This window comes from Streptomyces sp. HUAS MG56 (genome assembly GCF_058673395.1).
In genome coordinates, this window is sequence record NZ_CM178722.1 from 5,602,389 (window position 1) to 5,625,069 (window position 22,681).

Below are 22,681 nucleotides of genomic sequence, written 5' to 3' on the forward strand. Positions count from 1 at the left end.
ACGGTCACAGGACCAGGAACAGCGCGGCCACGGCCGTGCAGCCGGCGCACACGGCGACGGCGGTGGCGACGGTCACGGCCAGACAGCGGCGGCGCAGCTCGGCGTAGCGGTGCTCGTACTCGGTGCGCAGCGACCGGCACCGGGCCGCGACGCGCTCCAGGTCCGCGCGGGCCCGGCGCAGGCTGTCGGCGGTGTAGCGCCGCTCGATCTCCTCGCGCTGCGCGGTCGTCAGCCAGTCCAGGGGACCGGTGAACTCCCGCGCGCGCTGCTCCGCTTCGGCGATCCGCGCCTGCCAGAGGAGGTAACCCTCCACCTGGTTGGCGAGCGTGCCGTCGGCTCCGTGCCCGGCCGTGCCGGTCACGCCTGCCCTCGGTCGGGCCGCACCGGGACCTGGTGTTCGTGCTCCGCCATCGCGATGTCGGGGTGGTGCAGGTCGAACGCCGGGGACTCGCTGCGGATCCGGGGCAGGGTCACGAAGTTGTGCCGGGGCGGCGGGCAGGAGGTGGCCCACTCCAGCGAACGGCCGTAGCCCCACGGGTCGTCGACGCCCACCGGCTTGCCGTACCTGGCGGTCTTCCACACGTTGTAGAGGAACGGCAGCATCGACGTGCCGAGCAGGAAGGAGCTGATGGTCGAGACCGTGTTCAGCGCGGTGAAGCCGTCGGCCGCCAGATAGTCGGCGTAACGGCGGGGCATGCCCTCGGCGCCCAGCCAGTGCTGGATCAGGAAGGTGCCGTGGAAGCCGACGAACAGGGTCCAGAAGGTGATCTTGCCGAGCCGCTCGTCCAGCATCTTGCCGGTCATCTTGGGCCACCAGTAGTGGAAGCCCGCGAACATGGCGAAGACGACGGTGCCGAACACGACGTAGTGGAAGTGGGCCACCACGAAGTACGAGTCGGAGACGTGGAAGTCCAGCGGCGGCGAGGCCAGGATGACCCCGGTCAGCCCGCCGAAGAGGAACGTCACGAGGAAGCCCGCCGACCAGAGCATCGGGGTCTCGAAGGACAGGCTGCCCTTCCACATCGTGCCGATCCAGTTGAAGAACTTCACCCCGGTCGGCACCGCGATCAGGAACGTCATGAAGGAGAAGAACGGCAGCAGCACGCCGCCGGTGACGTACATGTGGTGCGCCCAGACGGTGATGGACAGACCGGCGATGGAGATGGTCGCGGCGATCAGTCCCATGTAGCCGAACATCGGCTTGCGGGCGAAGACCGGGATGATCTCGGAGACGATGCCGAAGAACGGCAGGGCGATGATGTACACCTCGGGATGGCCGAAGAACCAGAAGAGGTGTTGCCACAGCAGCGCGCCGCCGTTGGTCGCCTCGAAGACATGGGCGCCGAACTTGCGGTCCGCCTCCAGGGCGAACAGCGCGGCCGCGAGGACCGGGAAGGCGAGCAGGACCAGGACGGCCGTCAGCAGCACGTTCCAGCAGAAGATCGGCATGCGGAACATGGTCAGGCCGGGGGCGCGCATGCAGATGATGGTGGTGATGAAGTTGACCGAGCCGAGGATGGTGCCGAAGCCGGAGAACGCCAGGCCCATGATCCACAGGTCGCCGCCCACCTCAGGGGAGCGGATCGCGTCCGTCAGCGGGGAGTAGGCGAACCAGCCGAAGTCGGCCGCGCCCTGCGGGGTGAGGAAGCCGGCCACCGCGATGAGCGAGCCGAACAGGTACAGCCAGTAGGCGAACATGTTCAGCCGCGGGAACGCCACGTCGGGCGCGCCGATCTGCAGCGGCATGATCCAGTTGGTGAAGCCCGCGAACAGCGGTGTCGCGAACATCAGCAGCATCACGGTGCCGTGCATGGTGAACAGCTGGTTGAACTGCTCGTTCGACATGAGCTGCAGGCCCGGCCGGGCCAGCTCGGCGCGCATGAGCAGCGCCATCACGCCGCCGATCAGGAAGAACGCGAACGACGTCAGCAGATACAGCGTGCCGATCGTCTTGTGGTCGGTGGTCGTCAGCCACTTCACCACGACGCCGCCGGGCTGTCTGCCCCGGAGCGGCACCTCGCTCTCGTACGAGTCGGCGGCCGCGGCGGCACCGTGGGGTTCGTCGATGATGCTCACAAGTCGTCTGTCTCCCGCTGCTCGCGCTCCGCGCACGCCAAGACGTCCGCGCCTCGTCATGCTCCTCGTCATCCTTGCCGCGCGGACGCCGTGCGGGAGAGCCGGAACGGCCCGCGCACGGCCGATCGCATGACGGATGCACACGGATGGCGCAGCGGCGCCTTCCATGGGACAGGATGATCAGGTGACCGAACAGATGAACGTGCTCTCCGCCCGCCCGTTCGCGCTCCGGCCGATCAGGGCCTCCGGGTGGCTGGCTTCGGGGGGACTGCTGCTGGCCGGGCTCGCCTGGGTGGTGCGGGGGGTGTGGGAACTGCGGCTCGCCGCCGCCGGGGAACCGGCCGCGGGCCCGCCCGAGCAGGGCGACGGCGTGCACCGCCCGCTCAACTCCCTGGAGAACTCGTACCACTTGGTGACGTCGGTCGGCGGTGCGGCCGTCGCGCTGTGCGCCCTGCTCTTCGTCTCCTGGCTGTGGCAGCTGCGCGACAACGCCCGCGCGCTGTCGGGGAACGAGCCGAAGTACGCGGGGATCTGGGTGTACTTGGGGTGGGTCGTGCCCCTGGTCAACCTCTGGTTCCCGCGCGGGATCGTCGTGGACGCGTTCCGCGGCAGTGCGCCCGGGCGCCGGGTGCCCGTCTCCGTGAACGTGTGGTGGGTGCTGTGGGTGATCGGCATGCTCAGCGGCGTCGGGCTGGTGTACAGCGACTCCACCGACGAGATCATCGCCCGCGCCTACCACGAGGTCTGGCCGCTGCTGACGTCCGACGCGGCCGTGGTCGGCGCCGCGATCGCCGGGTTCTTCGCCGTACGGGCCGTCACCGCCGCGCAGACGGAGCGGATGCGGGAGGCCGGGGCGGCGTAGTTCCCCGGGCGGTCCCGGGGCCGGCGGGGGTGTGGAGCGGCGCCGGGTGCGGTACGGATGGCCCCCATGAGCAGTATCGCCATCGTGGGTGCGGGGACCGGGCTGGGGGCCGCGGTCGCGCGGCGGTTCGGGCGGGAGGGGTTCGCCGTGGCGCTGTTCGCCCGGCGGCGGGACCACCTCGACCGGCTCGTCGAGGACCTCGCCGCGAGCGGCGTGCGGGCCGCGGGGTTCACCGCCGACGTCCGCAGGCCGCAGGAGCTGGCCGCGGCGCTGGAGCGGGCCGCCGGGGAGCTGGGGACGGTGGAGGTGCTCCAGTACAGCCCGGTGCCGCACCGGGACTTCATGCGGCCCGTGCTGGAGACCGGGCACCGGGAGCTGGTCGGGCCGATCGAGTTCTCCGTCTACGGGGTCGTCGCCGCCGTGCAGCAGGTGCTGCCGGGGATGCGGCGGCTCGGGCGCGGGACGATCCTCCTCGTCAACGGCGGGACCGCCGCCGTACCGCATCCTGAGCGGGCCGGTACCTCGATCGCGTTCGCGGCGGAGAGCGCGTACGGGCATCTGCTGCACGACCGGCTCGCCGGCGAGGGCATCCACGTCGCCCAGCTGGTCGTCCCCGGCGCCATCACGCCCGGGCACGCGCGCAAGGACCCCGACGTGCTCGCCGAGGTGCTGTGGGGCCTGCACCGGGAACGGCACGGATTCCGGCACTTCGCCGACGACCTCGACAGCTGAACTGCGCGGTGCCGGTTTGTAGGCCAATATGGTGACGTTGGCCGTAATGCTCTCTTCGAGGGGGCTTGGCATGGCTGTCGAAATCCCCACGATCATCAAGCCGTCCCGGCTCAGAAGCCGGGGAGGGCTCCTCGGCGAGTGCCTCGCCGAGTGCCTCGGGACCTTCGTCCTCATCGCCTTCGGCTGCGGTGTGGTCGCGATGGCGGTCGCCGCGCTGCCCGGTTCCGGCCGGGCCGCCACGCCCACCACGATCTTCCTCGCGGCCGGGGACTGGCTGCTGATCACCTGGGGCTGGGCGATGGGCGTCACCTTCGGTGTCTACGTGGGCGGCGGAGTCAGCGGCGCCCATCTCAACCCGGCGGTCACCCTCGCCATGGCCGTGCGCCGCGGGTTCTCCTGGGCCAGGGTCGTGCCGTACTGGTTCGCCCAGGTCGTGGGCGCCTTCGCCGGCGCGGCGCTGGTCTACCTCGTCTACCACGACGCGATCCACGCCTACGACAAGGCGGCGACGGGCCCGAAGGTGAACGGCCACACCAACGCCACCTTCTCCATCTTCGCGACCTTCCCCGCCCCGTACTTCCACGGCGGCGTCTGGGGCCCGCTGATCGACCAGATCGTCGGTACGGCGTTCCTGCTCATGCTGATCGCCGCCGTCCTCGACGTCCGCAACCAGGCCGTGCAGTCCAACCTCGCCCCCTTCGTCGTCGGCCTCGTCGTGGCCGCGGTCGGCATGTCCTACGGCGCCAACGCGGGCTACGCCATCAACCCGGCCCGCGACTTCGGGCCGCGGCTGCTGATCTGGTCCCAGGGCTGGCAGAGCCTGGCCTTCCCGGGCAGCGTGTCCGGCTCGTTCAGCCACTACTGGTGGATCCCGATCGTCGGCCCGCTGATCGGCGGCGTGATCGGGATCGTCGTCTACGACCTGTTCATCGGTGACGTCCTGCTGCTGCGCGCGAAGCTGGACGAGCCGCTGGAGCCCGGGGAGTCGACTCCGGTGCGGACCGTCAACGGCGATTAGCCCGGGAGGGGAGGAATGTCAGGGGGCCGCCGGGGGACGTGTCAACTGCCCGCCTCGGACGGGTCGTTGGTGCGGGAGCCGGCGGCCCGCCTGGCCGTCGCCGCTTGCCCGGGCAGCGGCCCGGAGGGGTGTGCCGGTGTGTCACAGCGGCCGGTTCGGCCAGTCCAGGAGGCGGGCGCCGATCACGGCCGTCTGGAGCATGTAGCGGTGGGCCGGGTCGGCCGGGTTGGCGCCGGTGAGGTGGTGGATGCGTTCCAGGCGGTAGGTGAGGGCCCGCACGCTCAGGGAGAGGCGGCGGGCCGCCTCCGCCGCCACGCAGCCCACGTCGAAGTACGCCGTCAGGGTCTCCAGCAGGGGGCCCGCGCCGCCTCTCGCCTCCGTCAGCGGGCCCAGGGCGTGCGAGACCAGGTCGGCCATCGCCTGGCGGTCCCGGGCCAGGACCGGGTAGACGAGGAGGTCGGCGGCGCGCAGGACCGGGTCCGCGAGGCCGAGGCGCTCGGCCATCTCCAGCGCGGCCAGGGCCTCTTCGTACGACTGGACCACGCCGCCGGGGCCCGGCTGGGCGCGGCCGACGGCGACCCGGCCGCCGTCCGTCGCCGCGTACGCCTGCTGGGCGAAGTAGGTGAGGACCTCGTCCTCGTCGCCGGGCGCGATGCACAGCAGCCGGCCGTGCTTGGTGGTGAACAGGACGCTGCGGGTCTCGAAGCGGCCGAGTACGGCGGCCTCCACCGTGCGGGCCACCCCGCCGCCCTCGACGTACGCCGTCGGGCCCTCGGCCACGGCCACCGCGTGCGCCCGGGACAGGCGCAGGCCGAAACGCTCGGCGCGCTCGGCCAGACGGCCCAGGCCGCCGCGGCCGTGCAGCAGGTCGTCGATGAACTCCCGGCGGGCCGCCTCCTCGCGGCGCACGGTGAGCCGCTGGGCGCGCTCGTACCCCTCGGCGAACGCGTCCACCGCCTGCTCCACGGCGGCCAGGGCGGCCAGCGTGCTCTCGGCCGAGCCCGGGCCGACCGGCCAGGCGCCGCGGGCGGCGGCGAGGTGGGCGACGACCAGGGCGCGCAGGCCGTGTCCGGCCTCGGCGGCCTGCTCGCCCAGGGTGCGGCGGGCCTTCAGCTCCTCCCGGCTCAGCCGGCGCCCGGTGGCCGCGACCTCGGCGAGCGTGTCGGCGAAACCGTCCAGATAGTCCTCGTAATGCCCGGATATGTCATGGCGATCCCGCACGCCGTCCGCCCCCGCCCCCGTGATCTTGACGCGCCGGTGACGCCTTCTTAGCGCATGTCCGGCACAAAGACCCTAGTGAACACTGCCGGAAACCGGCAATGCGCCGGCACGCGCCCCGTCGCACCATTGCCGGTGGGGAGCACTACGGGGGGTTTCCGGTGCCGGACGCCGGTATGCGTGCCGAGGTCCGGCACCGGGAACTGCGACTGCCAGGGGCTCCGATCTGTCGTCTGAGGCAAGGACGTATGCCATGGAAGCCCTCGGCGTGCTCGCCGCCGTCTGTCTCGTCGTCGTGGTGCTCGCGGTGTTCGGGTTCTCGCGGCTGTACCGCAAGGTCGACCAGAGCCAGGCCCTGATCGTGTCGAAGACGCGCCGGGTGGACGTGTCCTTCACCGGCCAGGTCGTGCTGCCGATCCTGCACAAGGCCGAGGTCATGGACATCTCGGTGAAGACGATCGAGATCAGCCGCGCCGGCCGGGACGGGCTGATCTGCCGGGACAACATCCGCGCCGACATCCGGATCCTGTTCTTCGTGAAGGTCAACAAGACCGTCGAGGACGTCATCAAGGTCGCCCAGACCGTCGGCACCGAACGCGCCAGCCACCAGGACACCCTCCAGGAGCTGTTCCACGCGAAGTTCTCCGAGGCGCTGAAGACCGTCGGCAAGCAGCTGGACTTCACCGACCTCTACACCAAGCGCGAGGAACTCCGGTACCACGTCATCGAGTTGATCGGCATCGACCTCAACGGCTACCACCTTGAGGACGCCGCGATCGACTACCTGGAGCAGACCCCGCTCACCCAGCTCGACCCCGCCAACGTCCTCGACGCCCAGGGCATCCGCAAGATCACCGAGCTGACGGCGATCGAGCACGTGCGCACCAACGAGGCCCAGCGCACCGAGCAGAAGGAGATCACCCGGCAGAACGTCGACGCGCGCGAGACCATCCTGGAGCTGGAGCGCCGGCAGGCGGACGCCGAGATCAAGCAGAAGCGGGAGATCGAGACGTCCCGCGCCCGCGAGGAGGCCGAGACCGCCCGCGTGGTGGAGGAGGAACGGCTGCGCGCCCAGGGCGCCTTCCTGCGCACCGAGGAACAGCTCGGCGTGCAGCGCGAGAACCAGGCCCGGGAGATCGCCGTCGCCGCGAAGAACCGCGAGCGGGTCATCGCCGTCGAGAACGAGCGCATCGAGAAGGACCGGCTGCTGGAGGTCATCGCCCGGGAGCGGGAGACCCAGCTGACGAAGATCTCCGCCGAGAAGGAGGTCGAGGCGGAGAAGCGGGAGATCGCCGAGGTCATCCGGGAGCGGGTCGCGGTGGACCGTACGGTCGCCGAGCAGGAGGAGTCCATCAAGAAGCTCCGCGTGGTCGAGGAGGCCGAGCGCGAGCGGCAGGCCCTCGTCATCGCCGCCGAGGCGGAGGCGCAGGAGAAGCTGGTCAAGGACATCAAGGCGGCGGAGGCGGCGGAACAGGCGGCCACGCACCGCGCCGGCGAGGAACTCACCCTGGCCGAGGCCCGGTTGAAGACCGCCGACCTCGACGCCCGCGCCAAGCTGCGGCTCGCCGAGGGCGTGCAGGCGGAGGCCGCCGCCGAGGGACTGGCCGCCGTCCAGGTCCGCGACAAGGAGGCCGAGGTCACCGTCAAGGCGGGGCGCGCGGAGGCGGAGGCCACGGAGGCCCGGCTGCGCGCCGAGGCCGAGGGCACCCAGGCCAGGGCGCTCGCCGAGGCCGAGGGCGCGCGGGCGAAGGGGCTCGCGGAGGCCGAGGCGGCGCGGGCCGCGGCGGAGGCCACCTCGGCCCGGCTGAAGGCCGAGGCGGAGGGTGCGCGGGCCAGGGGGCTCGCGGAGGCCCAGGGCGCGCAGGCGGCGGCGCAGGCCACCGAGGCGCGGCTGCGGGCCGAGGCCGAGGGTGTGCGGGCCAAGGGCCTGGCCGAGGCGGAGGGCGCCAAGGCGAGGGCGCTCGCGGAGGCCGCCGCCATCGGCGAGAAGCTGAAGGCCGAGGCCGAGGGCCTCACCGAGAAGGCCGCCGCGATGGCCGCGTTGGACGACGCGTCGCGCGGGCACGAGGAGTACCGGCTGCGGCTCCAGGCGGAGAAGGAGATCCGGCTGGCCGGCCTGGAGACCCAGCGGCAGGTCGCCGAGGCGCAGGCGGCCGTCCTCGCGACCGGGCTGGAGAACGCCGACATCGACATCGTCGGCGGGGAGTCCGTCTTCTTCGACCGGCTGGTGTCCTCGGTCGCGCTCGGCAAGGGCGTGGACGGCTTCGTGGACAACTCCCGTACGGCACAGGCCCTGGCGGGCCCCTGGCTGGACGGCTCGGCCAGTTTCACGGACGACCTGAGCCGGATCCTGGGATCCGTGGGCACGGCGGACGTGCAGAACCTGACGGTGTCGGCGCTGCTGATGAAGCTGATGAACGGCGGAGGATCCCGGTCGGCCGACATCCAGGAACTCCTGGAGAAGGCCGGCGAACTGGGCCTGGCGGAGACGCCGTTGAGCGCCTTGAACGGAAAAGCGCCCTGAACTGAAGCGCCCCGAAGGGGCGCGGGGCCGTATCGACATGCGGCTCCGCCGCGTGGGCGCGATCAGCCCACCACGACCCGCACCCGGCACGCGACCCGCAGCCCCGAGTTCGTAGTCGCACGGTCCCGAAGGGAAAACATCCGCCATGGCCACCGCTCCGGAGGTCGACGCCGGCACCTACGACCTCCTCCGCGCCCGCCTCACCGCCCACGCCGCCGAGCTGGCCCGCAGGGCAGAAACGCTGAACACCCGCCGAGCCGACGAGTTCGGCTCGGCCCGGGTCGGGCTGGCGACCACCGCCCGCCTCGGCACCGGCCACCCGTGCGTGCCGAGCGACATCGTGGCCGTCGGCGACGTCCTCCTCTTCGGCGGCACCGGCCGGCCGGCCGACGGCACCGAGGTGTCCGTCGCCGACGTCCTCGGGCTGTACGACCGCTCCGGCGAGCGCCTGCCGCAGGACGCCGTGCCCGGGCTGCTCGACGACCCGGCGTTCGTACGGGAGTTCACCGCCCTGCACCGCTACTACCGCGAGGCCCGCCTGCTGCGGCTGCGCCGGGTCGAGGGCCGGCTCCTCGCGGTGTTCCGCACCGGCGAGAAGGCCGACGACGTGCGCGTCCTGCGCTGGAGCGTGGCCGACGACGGCCGGGCGGCGTTCCTCGACGCGCGCGGCGACCGCGACGACGTCTTCCCGCCCGGCCAGGACGTCACCTGGACGGAGACCACGCGCGAGGACCACGTCCTCGGCCGCGACCCCTACGTGGCCGTCCCCGGCGGCCTCGGGGTCACGACCGTCGGCGGCGCCCTCGTCGTGCGCACCCCGGACGGGGAGACGCTGCACACCGAGCCGGTGCGGGAACCGCTCCAGTCCCTCGCCGACGCGGCCGTCGCACACGCCCAGGCCGGCCCGCTGGTGCTGCTGCGCGTGCGGCCGTACAAGGAGGACGCCGACCGGCACCTGGTCTTCGACACCCTGACCCGTACGGTGGTCCGCCTCGACGGCATCGGGCAGGCGTGCCGCCGGCTCCCCGAGGAGCAGGGCATCGTCTTCCCGGGCGGCTACTGCCTGGCCGGCGGCGGCCACAAGGCGTACGAACTCGACGTGCAGGGGCTGGAGTTCGAGCACGAGGTGCGCGCGCCGAACGGCGAGGACGTGCTGTACGCCTTCCGCGACCGGGCCGGCGGCCGCACGCTGCTGCTGCCGTACAACACCCTGCGCAAGGAGGTGGAGACGCCGCTGCCGTGCCGGGGCTGGGCGCTGTTCGCCGACGGCGCGCTCGCCGTGCTGCGCGCGGGCGGCGACGAACCCGCGCACACCCACCCCCTCCAGTGGTGGACCTCGCCGTACGTCTCCGACACCCACGCCGCCGCCCTGCGCACCGGCACCGGGCCGCTCGCCCGCGTCGGCAACGCCGACCTCGTGCGCGGGCTCGCCGACTGTCTGTCGGTGGCCCGGCTGGTCGCCGACGGGATCGAGACCGGCGCGGGCTACCGGGCGCTGGCCGCCGCCTGCGTGCGCGCCGCCGACACCCACCACTGGCTCACCGATCCCGAACTCGGCGAGCTGGCCGGTCCGTTGGAAGACGTCCGGGGCACCGCCGAGCAGGTGCTGGCCGAGTTCGAGACGGTGCGGGAGCTGACCCGGCAGTCCGCCGAGGCGCTGGACGAGTCCGCCGAGCGGATCGCCGCCGTCGTGCGCCGGCTGCGCGGCGAGGCCCCGCGCGAGGCCGCCGCCTGGGTGCGCGGGCTGACCGAACTGCGCCATGCGCACGGCCACCTGCTCACCCTGCGGGAACTGCGGTACGTCGACGCCGACCGGCTGGCGGAACTGGCGTCCGCCGCCGAGGACGACCTCGCCGCGTTCGGCCGGCGCGCGGTGTCGTTCCTGGCCCGCGAGGACGCCTTCACCGGGCAGCGGGCGGAGGTCGAGCGGCTCGTCGCCGACGCGGCGGCCGCCCCGACCGTCGCCGCGGCCGCACCCGTCGCCGCCCGCCTCGACGACCTCGCCGACGGGCTGCGCACGGTCACCGAGGTCGTCACCGGCCTCGACATCGCCGACGCCACCGTCCGCACCGCCGTGCTGGAGCGGATCGCCGACGTGCTGGGCGGCGTCAACCGCGCCCGGGCCACCCTCGACGCCCGCCGCCGCGCCCTCCAGGACAGCGAGGGGCGTGCCGAGTTCGCCGCCGAGACCGCCCTGCTCGCCCAGGCCGTCACCGCCGCGCTCGGGGTCTGCGCCACCCCGCAGGAGTGCGACGACCAACTCACCTCCGTCCTCGGCCGGTTGGAGGACCTGGACGGCCGGTTCGCCGAGTTCGACGACTTCCTCGCCGAACTGGCCGACCGGCGCGCCGAGGTCTACGAGGCCTTCGCCGCGCGCAAACAGTCCCTCGCCGACGCCCGCGCCCGCCGCGCCGAACAGCTCGCAGTCTCCGCCGGGCGCATGCTGGAGACCATCGCCCGCCGCGCGGCCACGCTGGCCGACACGGAGGCGGTCACCACCTACTTCGCCTCCGACCCGCTGGTCGGCAAGGTCCGCCGCACCGCCGGCGAACTGCGCGACCTCGGCGACAGCGTGCGCGCCGAGGAGCTGGACGGGCGCCTGAAGTCCGCCCGCCAGGAGGCGGCCCGCGCCCTGCGCGACCGCGCCGACCTGTACGCGGACGACGGCCGCACCCTGGTGCTCGGCGGCCACCGCTTCGCCGTCAACACCCAGCCCCTCGACCTCACCCTCGTCCCGCACGGCGACGCCCTCGCCTTCGCGGTGACCGGCACGGACTACCGCGCCCCGGTCACCGACCCCGACTTCGCGGCGTACCGCCCCTACTGGGAGCGCCATCTGCCCTCCGAGTCACCGGAGGTGTACCGCGCCGAGCACCTGGCCGCCCGCCTGCTCGCCGAGCACGGCCCGGCCGCCCTCGCCGCCGCCGACGACCTGCCGGACCTGGTGCGCCGGGCGGCGCAGGAGTCGTACGACGAGGGGTACGAGCGCGGCGTCCACGACCACGACGCGACGGTCCTGCTGCGTGCGCTGCTGCCCCTGTACGAGGGCGCCGGGACCCTGCGCCACGAGCCGGCCGCCCGGGCCGCCGCCCAGCTGTTCTGGGCGCACGGCACGTCGGAGGAGGCCCGCACGGCCTGGACCCGGCGGGCGGTGTCGCTGGCCCGCGCCCGGGACACCTTCGGCGCCGTACCGGCCGTCGGCGAGCTGGAGCGGGAGCTGGCGGCGGCGATCGGGGAGTGGGACCGCTCCGGGCCCGCCGGCCCGGCCGCCGCGTACCTCTTCGAGGAGCTGACCTGTGGCCCGGAGGGCTTCGTGCTCGGGACGGTGGCGCGCACCCTGCTGGAGAAGTTCCGCCACACGGACGGGAGTTACCGTGCCGACCTGGAGGGGCTGACGGAGCTCGCCGCCCGCCGGCAGGTGGTCGCGGCCTGGCTCGGCGCGTACGCCGCCGCGACCGGCACCGAGACCGGCCCCGGCGAACTGGCGGAGGCGGTGGCCGCCGAGCTGTGCCCCGCCCTGCCCCGCTACGACGGCGACGCCCCGCTCACGGCCACGGCGGACGGCCTGCTGGGCACGCACCCGCGCGTCAGCGCCGGTCAACTGACCCTTCGCATCGACGAGTTCCTCTCCCGCACGACCCGCTTCACCGCCACGGACGTCCCCGCCTTCCGCGCCTACCAGCGCCGTCGTACGGCCCTGGTGGCGGCCGAACGCGACCGGCTCCGCCTGGACGACCACCGCCCCCGCGTGATGTCGGCGTTCGTCCGGGGCCGCCTGGTCGACGAGGTGTACCTCCCCCTGATCGGCGACAGCCTGGCCCGCCAGCTCGGCACCACCGGCGAGACGAAGCGCACCGACACCGGCGGCCTGCTCCTGCTCGTCTCCCCGCCCGGCTACGGCAAGACGACGCTCATGGAGTACGTCGCCGACCGGCTCGGCCTGATGCTGGTCAAGGTCAGCGGCCCGGCACTCGGCCACGACGTCACCTCGCTGGACCCGGCCGACGCCCCGAACGCGACGGCCCGGCACGAGATCGAGAAGATCAACTTCGCGCTGGCGGCCGGCAACAACACACTCCTGTATGTGGACGACATCCAGCACACCTCGCCCGAGCTGCTCCAGAAGTTCATCCCGCTGTGCGACGCGACGCGCCGGGTGGACGGCGTCCGGGACGGCGAGCCGCGCACCTACGACCTGCGCGGCAAGCGGTTCGCGGTGTGCATGGCCGGCAACCCGTACACCGAGTCCGGCGAGCGCTTCCGCATCCCCGACATGCTCGCCAACCGGGCCGACGTGTGGAACCTCGGCGACGTCCTCACCGGCAGGGAGGACGTCTTCGCGCTCAGCTTCCTGGAGAACGCCCTCACCGCCAACGCGGTCCTCGCCCCGCTCGCCGCCCGCGACCGGGCCGACCTGGACCAACTGGTCCGGCTGGCGTCCGGCGACCCGACGGCCCGCGCCGACCACCTCACCCCACCGCTCTCACCGGCCGAACTCGACCGCGTCGTCGGGGTGTTGCGCCACGCCGTCGCGGTCCGCGAGACGGTCCTGCGGGTCAACGCGGCCTACATCGCCTCCGCCGCCCAGTCCGAGGCCGCCCGCACGGAACCCCCGTTCCGCCTCCAGGGTTCCTACCGCGACATGAACAGGATCGCCCAGCGGCTGCGCCCGGTCATGAACGACACCGAGCGCGAGGCCGTCGTCCACGACCACTACACGGCCGAGGCCCAGACCCTCACCACGGGAGCCGAGGCCAACCTGCTGAAACTGGCGGAGCTGCGCGGCGAACTGAACGAGGAGCAGTCCGCCCGCTGGGCCGAGGTGAAGTCCGCCCACATCCGCGCCCACGCACTCGGCGGCCCCGAGGGCGACCCCCTGACCCGCGCCGTCGCCGCCCTCGGCCTGCTGGCGGACCGGGTGGCGGCGGTGGAGTCGGCGATCACGCGGGTGCGGGGTGGCGACGGCGACCGCTGATGCGGTCAGAAGTCGACGTTCGAGTGCTGGAAACCTTCTCCCAGGGTGTGGAGGGCGACGCACCACATCACCAGCGTGCCCAGCAACGCACCGCTCGCCGCCCACAGCCCGGCCCGGCGCCGCAGCAGCGCGCCGGTGGCCCCGAGGAGCACGGCCCCGCCGGCGGGCCCGCCGACGAGGGCCAGGCCCATGGAAGGGCCGTGGCGGGTCAGGATCCGCCGAGGCAGATCACGACCAGGCAGAGCTGGTTGGAGGAGGAAGAGGAGGAAGGGGACGAAGGAGAGGAAGAGGAACCTGAGGAGGAAGAGGAGCCTGAGGAGGTGCTCGTGCCGGGCGCCGGGGGCGGCGTCGAAGCCGTTGAACTCCCTGTTCCCGTAGAGGAGTTGGTGGAGGTGCCGGTGCTCGGGGTCGACGTACCCGTCGGGCGGGGTGTCGTGGGGACGCTGTCCGGGCGGGTCGCCGATCGTGCCGTGTGGGGTGTGGAGGTGCGGGACTGCTGCTGGGGTACGTAGCTGTAACCGGCCGGGGTCCGGTCCGTGGACCCGGTGGGTGTGCCGGATGAGCTGGGTGCCGCGTGCCGTGGGGCGGACGGGGTCGGCGTGGCGGGCGGCTGGCCGGGCGAGGCGGGCTGTTCCTCGCCGAGGCCCATGCTGCGGTTGTCCGGGGCGGTGGCCGCCTGGGCGCGGTCGCCGGAGCCGCGGTCCATCGAGGAGAAGGCGAGACCGCCCCCGACGAGTGCCACGGCGGTCGCCACCACGGCCCGGCGCTGGCTCTTCTTCCAGCGGGCGAGTTGCCGCCGCCGGGCCGCCCGTCCCTGCGGGGCCCGGGGCGCGTCCGTGATGTCGGCCGCCCCGGCCGCGGCCTCGGCGCCGTACTCGGCCGGGTCGGCGGCCGGCACGCCGTCGTACCAGGCGATGTCGTCGAGTGCCGGTGCCGGTGCCGGTGCAGGTGTGGTGGAGGGTATGTGGGGAGAGGCGGTGCCGGTGGCGTTCGCGCCGGAGTACCCGTCGGTGCCGGGCGGGGCGATGTCCGGGGCGTAGGCGCCGCACCCGGGACAGACCAGGGCACCGTTGAGGTGCCGGCGGCACGAGGAGCAGTAGTCCATCTGCGGTCTTCCTGGATTGACTGCGCCGTCGGTCACCGGGACCACGGCCTGGTCACGCTCGTACGGGAGATCGAGCGACCCAACACGCTAACGAGACTTTCGAAACGCTGTGTGCAGCCGGTGTGGCACTCCTGCGCAGATTCTTCGCCGAAGGCATGTGCCACGGTCCGGTCCGCCGTCGGCACTCGGCACCCGGGTGAAACCCGTCGGCCGCCCCGGTCGGTGCGCCGTCCCGTCCCGTGACGGTGGGCATAGTGGCGGGCGGCTCCGCACCGGATCGGCAGGAGGAAACGCATGCTCGGCACAGACTTCCGCACCGGGTCACCCGTCTGGCTCGACCTCGGCAGTCCCGACCTCGACCGGACCGCCGCCTTCTACGGCGCCGTCTTCGGCTGGCACTTCACCTCCGCCGGCCCCGACACCGGCGGTTACGGCTTCTTCCAGCAGGACGGCGCGACGGTGGCCGCCGCGGGCCGGCTCACCGAGGAGAGCGCGGAACCCGCCTGGGTGACGTACTTCCGGACCGACGGCATCCGGGCCACCGTCGACGCCGTGACCGCGGCCGGCGGTGCGGTGCGCGTCGAGCCCATCACCATGGGCGAGGCCTCCATGGCGCAGCTCACCGACCCCCAGGGCGCCGAGTTCGCCGTGATCCAGTCCGGTACGGGGCTGCAGCGGGTGTCGCAGGACAACACGCTGGTATGGGTGGAACTGCACGTCCCCGACCCGGAGGCCGCCCTCGCCTTCTACCGGCGGCTCTTCGGCTGGCGTGCGGCGGAGATGTCGGCGCCGGGCATGACGTACCGCGTGCTCAGCATCGCCGACGGGGACCAGCAGGAGGGTGCCTTCGGCGGCGTGGCCCCGCTCCAGGAGGGCCAGGAGGCGCGCTGGGTGCCGTACTTCGCGGTGTCCGACGCGGACGCGACCGCCGACGCCGTCCGGGGCAACGGCGGCACCGTCCTGATGCCGCCGTCGGACATCCCCGACGTCGGCCGCGTGGCCTGGCTGACGGATCCGGCGGGCGCGGTCTTCGCCGTCCTGAAGCCGAACCCGCGCCAGGCGGCAGCGCAGTAGCGGAGCAGCCGCGCCGCCGCCTGCCCTGGTTCGGTACGTCCGGTTCCGGTACGTCCCGGTCAGACGGTGGCGTCCGGGCCCGCGTTCCTGCGGCGGCGTACGACGAACACGGCGCCCGCGCCGAGCGCGACCGCGGCGCCGCCCGCGAGGGCGAGCACCGGCAGCGCGGAGCTGGAGCCGGTCTCGGCGAGGTGGCCCTGCGGCTCGATCCGGGTGTTGCCGGTGGGCTGCTTCGGCAGCGGCTTCTTGCCGCCCTGCGGCTTGGCGTCACCGGGGTGGCCGGGCGCGGAGCCGGCCTTGAGGATGTCGAACTGGTAGAAGCTGTCGTCGCTGGAGTAGACGCAGTTGCCCTGGTCGTCGGCGTACATGCCGATGCTGATGGCGTAGCCGAGGCCGGCCGGGGCGGTCCTGTCGACGCTCACCCGCAGGTTGACGGAGAACGACTCCTTGGCCTTGACGCCGGTGTAGCCGAGGTAGCCGGCGCCCGCGTCGTTCTCGTCCAGGGAGATGCCGATCCACTTGCGGGAGGACGGGTCCTGGTACTGGAGCGTGAGGTGGCTGGTGTCGACGAAGTAGTCGGTGTCGTTCGTCTGGGCGGCGAACACCCCGAGGTCGACGCGCGGGTAGGCGTGACCGCCGGTGTTCTTCACGTTCAGCTTGAAGCCGTGGAAGCCGCTGCCGGCGACGATCCGCGAGGGCAGGCCGCTCAGGGTGGTGTGCAGGTTGTCGTCGTACTTCGGCTCGTCGCTGTCGGCGCACTGGCCCGGGAAGCCGGAGGCCGACGGGGAGGGCGAGGCCGAGGCGGGGGCCGAGGCGGAGGCCGACAGCGAGGCGGTGGGCTGGGGCGAGGCGGAGGACGCCGGGGCGGACTGGCCGGCGGCCGGGGTCGACGCGCCGGCCGCCGGGCTGCTCTCCTCGCCCGCGGGTCTGGACTCCGCCGGCGCCGGCGTCGTGTCGCCGGCGGCGGGGGTGGTCTCGTCCGCGGCGGGCGTGGACTCGTCCTGGGTGGGAGTCGTCTCGGAGGCCGTGGGCGTCGTCGGAGTGTCGCCGTCGGCGGCGTGGGCGAGCGGGGCCGTGAGCAGGACGGCCGGGGCGAGGGCGGCCGTCGCGGCGGCGAGGGCGAGGGAACGGCGAAGCTTCATGCGAACCTCAGGGCAGGAGTGAGCGGTGTGTGCGCAGAGATGACCTTCGCCGACCGTAAAGAGTTGCCCAAGACCTCATGGGATCCTTATGTGACGTGGGTCACGTTCCGGGCTCCCGGTGTGCGGCGGGCTCGACGCGGATGACGATCGACTTCGAGGCCGGGGTGTTGCTCGTGATGGCCGTGGCGTCCAGGGCGACCAGGACGTTGGTCTCGGGGTAGTAGGCGGCCGCGCAGCCGCGCGGGGTCGGGTAGCGGACGGCGCGGAAGCCGGGGGCGCGGCGTTCGCCGTCGGGGTTGACGCTGATCAGGTCGACCAAGTCACCGTCTTTCAGGCGCAGTTGGCGTAGGTCGTCGGGGTTGAGGAAGACGACGCGGCGGCCTCCGGAGATGCCGCGGTAACGGTCGTCCAGGCCGTAGACCGTGGTGTTGAACTGGTCGTGCGAGCGCACCGTCGTCAGCAGCAGATGGCCGGGCGGGACGTCGGCCGCCGTCGGCGGGTTGACGGTGAAGCGGGCCTTGCCGGTGGCGGTGGGGAAGGTGCGGGAGTCGCGGGGCGCGCGGGGCAGCATGAAGCCGCCGGGCTGCCGGACGCGCTGCTCGAAGGCGTGGAAGCCGGGGACGACGTGTTCGATGTGACGGCGGATCACGGCGTAGTCGTCGCGCATGGCCCGCCAGCCCAGGCCGTCGCCGAAGAGCGCGAGGCCGAGGCCGGCGACGATCGCGACCTCGCTGCGCAGGTGCGGGGAGCCGGGCCGGAGCCGGCCGCGTGAGGCGTGCACCATCGCCATGGTGTCCTCGACGGTGACGAACTGTTCGCCGGACGCCTGCCGGTCGCGCTCGGTGCGGCCGAGGCAGGGCAGGAGCAGGGCCTCGGTGCCGTGGCAGAGGTGGGACCGGTTCAGTTTGGTCGCGATGTGCACGGTGAGGCCGCAGTTGGCGAGTGCTGCCTCGGTGACCGGTGTGTCGGGAGTGGCCGAGGCGAAGTTGCCGCCGAGGCCGACGAAGACGTCGACCTCGCCGTCGCGCATGGCTCTGATCGCGTCGACGGTGTCCAGGCCGCGGGCGCGGGGCGGGTCGAAGCCGAACTCCTCGCCGAGCCGGTCGAGGAACGCGTCCGGCATCCGCTCCCAGATGCCCATGGTGCGGTCGCCCTGGACGTTGCTGTGCCCGCGGATCGGGGCGGGCCCGGCGCCGGGGCGGCCGATGTTGCCGCGCAGCAGCAGGAAGTCGACGATCTCGCGGATGGTCGCCACCGCGTTGCGGTGCTGGGTCAGGCCCATCGCCCAGCAGACGATCACCCGGTCCGCGCGGAGCACGTCGTCCGCGCAGGCCTCGATACGGGTGCGGGACAGTCCGCTGAGCGCCTCGATCCGGGACCAGTCCAGGGCCCGCCAGGCCGCGACGGCGGCCCCGAAGCCCTCGCAGTACCGGTCGATGAAGTCGTGGTCGAACACGGTGCCGGGGCGGGCGTCCTCCCGGTCGGTCAGGGCGCGGTTCAGGCCCGCGAACAGGGCGAGGTCGCCGTTGACGCGCACCGGGAGCCAGCGGTCGGCGAGCCGGGTGCCGGGGCCGAGCAGTCCGCGCGCGGTCTGCGGGTTGTGGAAGCGGCCGAAGCCGGCCTCGGGCAGCGGGTTGGCGGCGATGATGCGGGCGCCGCGCCGCTTGGCCGCCTCCAGCGCGGTGAGCATGCGGGGGTGGCAGGTGCCCGGGTTCTGGCCCACGACGATGATCAGGTCGGCGTGTTCGGTGATGTCGTCGTACGCGATCAGGCCCTTGCCGACGCCGAGCGTCTCCTTCAGGGCCGCGCCGCTGGACTCGTGGCACATGTTGGAGCAGTCCGGCAGGTTGTTGGTGCCGAGGCGGCGCGCCAGCAGCTGGTGGAGGAAGGCCGCCTCGTTGCTCGTACGGCCGCTGGTGTAGAAGACGGCGCGGTTCGGATCGGGCAGGTCGCGGAGCCGGGCGGCGGCGAGCGCGAGGGCGTCGTCCCAGGTGATGGGGGTGTAGTGGGTGGCGCCGGGGGCGAGGTGCATCGGCTGGGCGAGCCGGCCCTGCGACTCCAGCCAGTGGCCGTCGCGCTCGCGCAGCTCGGCGACGGAGTGCGCGGCGAAGAAGGTGGCGTCGACCCGCTTGCGCGTCGCCTCCCAGGCGACGGCCTTGACGCCGTTCTCGCAGAACTCCGCCGTCTTGCGGTGCCCGGGGGCCGGTTCGCCCCAGGCGCAGCTCGGGCAGTCGAAGCCGTCGACGTGGTTCACCGACAGCAGCGTCAGCAGGCCGCGCCTCGGCCCCATCTCCGTGAGCGTGTAGCGCGCGGACTCGGTGATGCTGGGGAGGCCGACGCTGGATGTGCGGGGACCCGAGACGTGGGTGCCACCGGGGTCGTCCGGTCGCCGGGGCTGCTCCGCCATGACCGCCTCTTCCTTCCCCCGCTCCCCCTTTCCCTCTCTCCCTGCCTTTCCCTCCCCCTGTGAAGTGTGACACACCTCACATGTCGATCATGGTCGTCACGTGTTGTCGTCCGGTGTTCGACGTTCCGTTGACTGCGGGTGAACGGCCGTGCGACGGTGAGGAGCATGGACCGCAGCCTGACCCCGGATCAACTTGAGTCCTTCGACAAGGAGTTCGCCGCCCGGCCGGTGAACCGGCTGATGCAGAACGCCGTCACCCAGACGCCGGTGGACGACGTCGCCCTGGACCGGCGGATCCTGACCGGCATCGACCACTCCGTCTCCCACCACCTGGACGACTGGAAAGCCACCAACCAGAAGCAGAGCGGCCGCTGTTGGATGTTCGCCGGGCTCAATCTGCTGCGGGTCGGCGCCGCGCGGAAGCTGGGCGTGAAGGACTTCGAGTTCTCCCAGAACTACCTGCTCTGGTGGGACAAGTTCGAGCGCGCGAACCACTTCCTGGAGGCGGTCATAGAGACCTCGGACCGGGAGGTCGACGACCGTACGGTCGCGCACCTGCTGGAGGACCCGATCAGCGACGGCGGACAGTGGAACATGTTCGTGGCGCTGATCGCCAAGCACGGCCTGGTGCCCAAGTCGGCCATGCCGGAGACCGACAGCTCCTCGGCGACCCGGGCGATGAACCGGGCCCTGAAGACCCTGCTCCGCCAGGGCGCCCGTGATCTGCGCGGGCAGGCCGGCGAGGGGGCCGAGGCGCAGCGGGAGCTCAAGCGGGAGGTGCTGGCCGCCGTCCACCGCGTGCTCGGCATCCACCTCGGCACGCCCCCGCAGCGGTTCCTGTGGCAGTGGGAGGACAAGGACAAGGAGTTCCACCGCGACGGCTGGCTCACCCCGGCCGAGTTCGCCGCCTCCTACGTGGACCTCCCGCTGGAGGAGTACGTCTGCCTGGTGCACGACCCGCGCGCGTCGAGCCCGGTCGGCCGTACGTTCACCGTCGAGTACCTCGGCAATGTCGTGGACGGCCCGCCGGTGGTCTATCTCAACGTCGGGATGGAGCTGCTGAAGCGGCTGGCCATGGAGTCGATCACCGGCGGCGAGCCGGTGTGGTTCGGCTGCGACGTGGCCAAGATGATGCGCTCGGACGCGGGCGTCTGGGACGCCGCCCTCTTCGACTACGCGGCGGTCTACGACGCCCCGTTCACCATGGACAAGGCCGACCGGCTGCTGCACCACGACACGCAGATGACCCACGCGATGCTGTTCACCGGCGTCGACGTGGTGGACGGCGGCCCGCGCCGCTGGCGGGTGGAGAACAGCTGGGGCGAGGAGAAGGCCGACCGGGGCTTTTGGACCATGAACGACTCGTGGTTCGACGAGCACGTCTTCGAGATCGCGGCCCGCCGCTCCGCCCTGCCCCCGCACCTGGCCGCCGCCCTGGACGAGCCCCCGATCGTCCTCCCCGCCTGGGACCCGATGGGCGCCCTGGCCGACTGACACCGCGCGGGCCGACCGAGGGGCGCCGTTCGCGGAACGGGGGGCGCCTTTCGGTCACGGAGGTCAAGGGGCGAAGCCCTCGGAGATGCGGGTCAGGACCGCGCCGGCGCCGTCCTCCGTCGCCATCAGGCGGGCGATGGCCGCCGCGCGGTGGCGGAGCGGCTCGGCGGCGGCCGCCGTGATCGCGGCGGCCAGGCTCTCGGCGGTGAGGTCGGGGTACGGCAGCGGCCGGGGGGCGACGCCCAGCCGGTGCAGGCGCGCAGCCCAGAACGGCTGGTCCGCCATGAACGGGACCGGTACGGCGGGGACCCCGGCCCGCAGCCCGGCTCCCGTGGTGCCCGCCCCGGCGTGGTGGACCACGGCGGCCGTGCGGGGGAACAGCCAGTCGTGGGGCAGGTCGCCGACGGCCAGGACGTCGTCGCCCGCTCCGCTCGGCCCGGCCCACTCCGCCTGCACCACCGCGCGCACCCCGGCCCGCCGCGCCGCGGCGGCCACCAGGGCGCCGAGCCGCTCGCCCTCCCCGGGCGCCATGCTGCCGAAGCCGACGAACACCGGGGCCGGGCCGGCCTGGAGGAAGTCGACCAGTCCGGCGGGCGGCCGCCAGTCCCGCGGCCGGGAGGGCCACCAGTAGCCCGCCACGCCGACCCCGGACGGCCAGTCCGCGGGGCGCGGCACCACCAGCGGGCTGAAGCCGTGCAGGACCGGCCCCCGGTGGGCGAGCGGTGCCGACGGCCGCCCCGGTGCCGGCGGTCGTCCGGCGGGCAGGCCGAGGCGGTCGCGCAGCCGGGCCGCGGCGTCCGCGAAGAGCAGGTCCCCGCGCCGGAGCACCGCCCAGCCGGCGGCGAGGTTGGCCTCCGGCCCCAGGTCGGCGTCGGCCGCCGCGGCGCCGGGCAGTGGAAACTCCCTGGTGGCGAAGGCCGGGGCGAGATACGTGCCGAGCACCGGGACGCCGAACGCCTCTCCCGCCGCCCGGCTGAACGCCGACGGGCCGAAGGCGGTCAGCAGCAGATCGGCGCCGCCCGCCACGGCGTCCACCACGCCCGAGGCGAGGTCGTCCAGGAACGTCGTCATCACCGCCCGGGCCTCGGCCGGGGCGACCGTCCGGTCCCGGGAGCGGATCAGCTCCTGCGGATCTCCCGGCAGCGCCCGGCAGGCGAGACCGCACGCCTCGACCAGCGCCGTGAACGGGGCATGGGCGGCCAGGGTGACCTCGTGCCCAGCCGCGAGCAGCCGCCGCCCCAGCCCCGTGAACGGCGCGACGTCCCCCCGCGAACCGGCGGTGACGACGAGAACCCGCATACCTCGATTCTGCCCGCCGAGGGCACGGGTGTAAGCGGCTCGCGACCTCGCGCTTCAGGCTCTCAGGCGGGCTCACCGCCGAGGGGCGCCAGTGCCGCGGACACCGTCCGGCGCAGGTCGGCGGGGTCGGCGCCGGTGCGGGAGCGCAGGTTGACCCCGTAGGCGAGCACGGCCAGCAGCTCGGCGGCGGTGTCGAGATCGGTCGTCGCGGACAGCTGTCCCAGGGTCCGGGCGGTGCGCAGGGCGGCGAGCAGGGCGTCCCGCAGCCGGCGGTGGTGGTCTTCGAGGACGCGGCGGACCTCCGCGTCGCCGTTCTCGGCGCCGGCGTGCGCGTTCACGGCCATGCAGCCCCACCGGGCGTACGGCCCCGAGCAGCGCACCTCGATCAGTCCGGCGAAGAACGCGGCGACGGCCGGCAGCCCCCGCCCGTCCTCGGCGAGGCCCCGGAACGCCGGCGCGGAGTGGGTCTCGACGTAGCGCCGCAGCGCGGCGAGGTAGAGGTCCTGCTTGCCGCCGAAGGTCGCGTACAGGCTGGAGCGGTTGAGGCCGGTCGCGGACACGACGTCCTGGATCCCGGTCGAGGCGACGCCCTGGCGCCAGAACAGCCGTACCACCGTGTCCAGGGCCGTGTCCGGGTCGAAGTGCTTGATGTCCGGCATGGTTCCCTCATCATCCTGAAACGAGGGTTCCAAGATACGCCCGTCGCCCGCTAGGCTGAAGCGAACTTGGAACGGTCGTTCCGAGATCTTCCGAGA

16 protein-coding genes are annotated in these 22,681 nt (G+C 73.2%); 7 read left to right on the forward strand and 9 right to left on the reverse strand.

Annotated elements, in window-relative coordinates:
• Positions 1-4 precede the first annotated feature (4 nt).
• Together AC4OXY_RS26545 and ctaD are read right to left on the reverse strand one after the other, a co-directional pair.
• The gene (locus AC4OXY_RS26545) at positions 5-361 is read right to left on the reverse strand and encodes a cytochrome C oxidase subunit I (protein ID WP_356026089.1); all 357 of its coding nucleotides are present in this window, start codon (positions 359-361) and stop codon (positions 5-7) included.
• Positions 358-2,076 (reverse strand): aa3-type cytochrome oxidase subunit I, encoded by a 1,719-nt coding sequence (ctaD, locus tag AC4OXY_RS26550; RefSeq protein ID WP_402066641.1) that lies wholly within the window; start codon positions 2,074-2,076, stop codon positions 358-360. Before ctaD ends, AC4OXY_RS26545 begins: the two co-directional genes overlap by 4 nt.
• A 196-nt stretch (positions 2,077-2,272) precedes the next feature.
• Here ctaD and AC4OXY_RS26555 point away from each other — a divergent pair, with 196 nt between their 5' ends.
• From AC4OXY_RS26555 to AC4OXY_RS26565, 3 genes are all read left to right on the forward strand, one after another.
• Positions 2,273-2,938, forward strand: a complete 666-nt coding sequence (locus tag AC4OXY_RS26555; RefSeq protein ID WP_362822599.1) for a DUF4328 domain-containing protein — start codon at positions 2,273-2,275, stop codon at positions 2,936-2,938.
• A 66-nt stretch (positions 2,939-3,004) separates the two neighbouring features.
• Positions 3,005-3,670, forward strand: coding sequence for an SDR family NAD(P)-dependent oxidoreductase (locus tag AC4OXY_RS26560; protein WP_362822585.1), 666 nt, complete (start codon positions 3,005-3,007; stop codon positions 3,668-3,670).
• Between the two features lie 70 nt (positions 3,671-3,740).
• Positions 3,741-4,688 carry an MIP/aquaporin family protein gene (locus tag AC4OXY_RS26565; RefSeq protein ID WP_491991170.1) on the forward strand — a complete coding sequence of 316 codons (948 nt, stop codon included), beginning with the start codon at positions 3,741-3,743 and terminating at the stop codon, positions 4,686-4,688.
• A gap of 141 nt (positions 4,689-4,829) precedes the next feature.
• Here the strand turns inward: AC4OXY_RS26565 and AC4OXY_RS26570 are convergent, their stop codons facing one another.
• Positions 4,830-5,909, reverse strand: a complete 1,080-nt coding sequence (locus AC4OXY_RS26570) for a PucR family transcriptional regulator (RefSeq protein ID WP_491991171.1) — start codon at positions 5,907-5,909, stop codon at positions 4,830-4,832.
• 250 nt (positions 5,910-6,159) lie between these two features.
• Between AC4OXY_RS26570 and AC4OXY_RS26575 the strand changes: the two genes are divergently transcribed.
• Together AC4OXY_RS26575 and AC4OXY_RS26580 are read left to right on the forward strand one after the other, a co-directional pair.
• Positions 6,160-8,430, forward strand: a complete 2,271-nt coding sequence (locus tag AC4OXY_RS26575) for a flotillin family protein (RefSeq protein WP_491991172.1) — start codon at positions 6,160-6,162, stop codon at positions 8,428-8,430.
• Positions 8,431-8,575: 145 nt separating this feature from the next.
• On the forward strand, positions 8,576-13,405 hold the full coding sequence (locus AC4OXY_RS26580) for a DNA repair ATPase (RefSeq protein WP_491991173.1): 4,830 nt from the start codon (positions 8,576-8,578) through the stop codon (positions 13,403-13,405).
• Positions 13,406-13,410: 5 nt separating this feature from the next.
• On the opposite strand, the gene AC4OXY_RS26585 is transcribed toward AC4OXY_RS26580, so the two are convergent.
• Both AC4OXY_RS26585 and AC4OXY_RS26590 read right to left on the reverse strand, forming a co-directional pair.
• Positions 13,411-13,596, reverse strand: a complete 186-nt coding sequence (locus AC4OXY_RS26585; RefSeq protein ID WP_356026106.1) for a hypothetical protein — start codon at positions 13,594-13,596, stop codon at positions 13,411-13,413.
• A 17-nt stretch (positions 13,597-13,613) separates the two neighbouring features.
• The gene (locus AC4OXY_RS26590; RefSeq protein ID WP_491991174.1) at positions 13,614-14,510 is read right to left on the reverse strand and encodes an SCO2400 family protein; all 897 of its coding nucleotides are present in this window, start codon (positions 14,508-14,510) and stop codon (positions 13,614-13,616) included.
• Between the two features lie 294 nt (positions 14,511-14,804).
• On the opposite strand from AC4OXY_RS26590, the gene AC4OXY_RS26595 reads away from it, so the two are divergent.
• On the forward strand, positions 14,805-15,584 hold the full coding sequence (locus AC4OXY_RS26595) for a VOC family protein (RefSeq protein WP_356026111.1): 780 nt from the start codon (positions 14,805-14,807) through the stop codon (positions 15,582-15,584).
• 59 nt (positions 15,585-15,643) lie between these two features.
• Here AC4OXY_RS26595 and AC4OXY_RS26600 read toward each other — a convergent pair whose 3' ends face one another.
• Entirely contained in the window at positions 15,644-16,726 is a 1,083-nt protein-coding gene (locus tag AC4OXY_RS26600) for an LAETG motif-containing sortase-dependent surface protein (RefSeq protein WP_491991175.1), read from the reverse strand.
• A 100-nt stretch (positions 16,727-16,826) separates the two neighbouring features.
• Positions 16,827-19,133: an FdhF/YdeP family oxidoreductase gene (locus tag AC4OXY_RS26605; protein WP_491991176.1), complete on the reverse strand. Its 2,307-nt coding sequence runs from the start codon at positions 19,131-19,133 to the stop codon at positions 16,827-16,829.
• Positions 19,134-19,298: 165 nt separating this feature from the next.
• Here AC4OXY_RS26605 and AC4OXY_RS26610 point away from each other — a divergent pair, with 165 nt between their 5' ends.
• Positions 19,299-20,627 (forward strand): C1 family peptidase, encoded by a 1,329-nt coding sequence (locus AC4OXY_RS26610; protein WP_356026119.1) that lies wholly within the window; start codon positions 19,299-19,301, stop codon positions 20,625-20,627.
• A gap of 63 nt (positions 20,628-20,690) precedes the next feature.
• Here the strand turns inward: AC4OXY_RS26610 and AC4OXY_RS26615 are convergent, their stop codons facing one another.
• A complete protein-coding gene (locus tag AC4OXY_RS26615) occupies positions 20,691-21,926 on the reverse strand; it encodes a glycosyltransferase (RefSeq protein ID WP_491991177.1) in 1,236 nt (411 codons plus the stop codon).
• A 62-nt stretch (positions 21,927-21,988) separates the two neighbouring features.
• Complete coding sequence (locus AC4OXY_RS26620) at positions 21,989-22,585, reverse strand: TetR/AcrR family transcriptional regulator (RefSeq protein ID WP_376287971.1); 597 nt, start codon at positions 22,583-22,585, stop codon at positions 21,989-21,991.
• Positions 22,586-22,681: the final 96 nt, after the last annotated feature.

Bases quoted from the DNA above. Each gene is read 5' to 3' on its own strand.
- AC4OXY_RS26615 (WP_491991177.1), bottom strand. From the start codon at position 21,926: ATGCGGGTTCTCGTCGTCACCGCCGGTTCGCGGGGGGACGTCGCGCCG.
- AC4OXY_RS26580 (WP_491991173.1), top strand. From the start codon at position 8,576: ATGGCCACCGCTCCGGAGGTCGACGCCGGCACCTACGACCTCCTCCGC.
- AC4OXY_RS26575 (WP_491991172.1), top strand. From the start codon at position 6,160: ATGGAAGCCCTCGGCGTGCTCGCCGCCGTCTGTCTCGTCGTCGTGGTG.
- AC4OXY_RS26590 (WP_491991174.1), bottom strand. From the start codon at position 14,510: ATGGACTACTGCTCCTCGTGCCGCCGGCACCTCAACGGTGCCCTGGTC.
- AC4OXY_RS26555 (WP_362822599.1), top strand. From the start codon at position 2,273: ATGAACGTGCTCTCCGCCCGCCCGTTCGCGCTCCGGCCGATCAGGGCC.
- AC4OXY_RS26610 (WP_356026119.1), top strand. From the start codon at position 19,299: ATGGACCGCAGCCTGACCCCGGATCAACTTGAGTCCTTCGACAAGGAG.
- AC4OXY_RS26560 (WP_362822585.1), top strand. From the start codon at position 3,005: ATGAGCAGTATCGCCATCGTGGGTGCGGGGACCGGGCTGGGGGCCGCG.
- AC4OXY_RS26600 (WP_491991175.1), bottom strand. From the start codon at position 16,726: ATGAAGCTTCGCCGTTCCCTCGCCCTCGCCGCCGCGACGGCCGCCCTC.
- AC4OXY_RS26595 (WP_356026111.1), top strand. From the start codon at position 14,805: ATGCTCGGCACAGACTTCCGCACCGGGTCACCCGTCTGGCTCGACCTC.
- AC4OXY_RS26605 (WP_491991176.1), bottom strand. From the start codon at position 19,133: ATGGCGGAGCAGCCCCGGCGACCGGACGACCCCGGTGGCACCCACGTC.
- AC4OXY_RS26620 (WP_376287971.1), bottom strand. From the start codon at position 22,585: ATGCCGGACATCAAGCACTTCGACCCGGACACGGCCCTGGACACGGTG.
- AC4OXY_RS26565 (WP_491991170.1), top strand. From the start codon at position 3,741: ATGGCTGTCGAAATCCCCACGATCATCAAGCCGTCCCGGCTCAGAAGC.
- AC4OXY_RS26585 (WP_356026106.1), bottom strand. From the start codon at position 13,596: ATGGGCCTGGCCCTCGTCGGCGGGCCCGCCGGCGGGGCCGTGCTCCTC.